1 protein-coding gene is annotated in these 1,844 nt (G+C 66.8%); it reads right to left on the reverse strand.

Annotated elements, in window-relative coordinates; all coding sequences use genetic code 11:
• A partial coding sequence (locus tag ACG0Z6_RS16575) for a condensation domain-containing protein (RefSeq protein ID WP_394463446.1) occupies positions 1–1,844 on the reverse strand: 1,844 nt, incomplete at both ends.

Consider the following 1,844-nt stretch of genomic DNA (forward strand, 5'->3'; position numbering starts at 1 on the left):
GCTCGGCATAGCTCAGCTGGACATCGCCAAACAGCAGCGCAACCGCCTCGGGCGTGCGGCGCACCTGCGCCTCGATGAGCCGGTGCACCGGCTGCTCGTCGGCGTACTGCTCAGCGCTCGTGTCCCAAGAGGCCAGCTGAGCCTGCTCTGCAGCGCCCATCAGCGGCACCGCGCTCACGGTCAGCAACGGCTGCTCGATCAGTGTCTGGAGCATTGCCACGTAATGCCGGCCCAGCCGCTCGATGGTCGACGGCTCGAACAACTCCTTCGCATAGACCCAGGTCGCAGCAATGCCGCCACCGGGGAGCTCGTTGGTCTCCAGACTCAGCTCGAATTGCGCCGCTTGATCAGGCAACGCGAAAGGCTCCATCGTCAGCTCAGGCTGCTGCTGCAGCGCGCTGTAGTCGTCGCGAGCATGGTTGAACATCACCTGGAACAGCGGATGCTGGCCGGCTATTCGATCGGGTTGCAGTGCCTCGACGAGTTGTTCGAACGGCAGGTCCTGATGTGCCTGGGCGCCGAGAGCGGCCTCGCGCGCCTGCTCGAGCAGCTGCGTCAGGCTCATGCGCGGATCGACCTGCGCGCGCAGCACCTGCGTGTTGACGAAGAACCCGACGACGCTTTCGGTCTGGGCGCGATGCCGGTTCGCGATCGGCACGCCGACGCGGATGTCGTTCTGTCCGGTCCAGCGATGCAGCAGACCTTGCCAAGCCGCCAGCAGCAGCATGAATGGCGTCATGCCCAACGCTGAAGCGCGTCGATGCAGCGCCGACGTGAGCTCGCCACTCAGCGCCATCTGATGCAGCGCAGCGGTCAGCCGCGCGCCGGCCGAGCGCGGATGGTCTGTCGGCAGTTGCAGAGCCGGCGCGTCCACGCCGAGTTGCCCCGTCCAATAGGCAAGCTCGCGCGAGGCTGCTCCGGCTTCGAGCCAGCGTCGTTGCCACACTGCATAGTCGACATACTCGACGGAGAGCGGTGCAAGCGCAGGCTCGATGCCTTGTACCCGCGCCCTATACAGCACCGCGAACTCATCGACGATGATCTGCATCGACCAGCCGTCGGAAGCGATGTGATGCATGACCACGACGAGCAGGCGCTCGTTCTGCCCCAGCCGGATCAGGCCGACGCGCAGCAAGGGGCCCTGTTCAAGGTCGAACGGCCGCTCATTGAAGCTTCGTGCTGCGTCGAGTGCCTGCGCCTCGCGAACCGATGCGTCGACGGACTGGAGGTCGGTCACCTCGAGAGTGAACGTGGCCGCATCGAGCACCTGCGGCTCGACGTCGCCCGAGCCGCTCGTGCGATACACCGTGCGCAGTGCGGCATGCCGGCGCACGAGTTGCTCGAAGACCTCGGCCAGCGCTGACTCGTCGACTCGCCCCGTCAGGCGCAGTCCACCGCTCACGTGATACGCATTGCTTTGAGGATCAAGCTGCCAGAGGAACCACTGGCGTCCCTGCGCAAAGGACAGCGCGCCCGGGCCACGGCGCTCGTCGGCACCGGCCAGGGGGATCGACGACGCATCGGCGCTCGACTCGAAAGCGACCACCTGCGCCAACGCGGCAAGACGCTGATGCTCGAACATCTGACGCGGCTCGATCGCCAGCCCCTTCTTGCGAGCCAACGCGACCAGCCTGAGGCTCAGCAGCGAGTCGCCACCGAGCGCAAAGAAGTTGTCGAGGCGCCCGACGCGAGGCAGCTTCAGGACCTCGGCCCACAGCGCCGCCAGCGTTCGCTCGAGCGCACCGCGCGGCGCCTCGTACGCCGTAGCATCGTCGAACTCCGGCCGCGGCAGCGCCGCGCGATCCAGTTTGCCATTGGCGTTCTGCGGCAGCGCGGGCAGCACG

The sequence above is a fragment of the Roseateles rivi genome (genome assembly GCF_043555845.1).
Taxonomy (GTDB): Bacteria; Pseudomonadota; Gammaproteobacteria; order Burkholderiales; family Burkholderiaceae_C; genus Roseateles; species Roseateles rivi.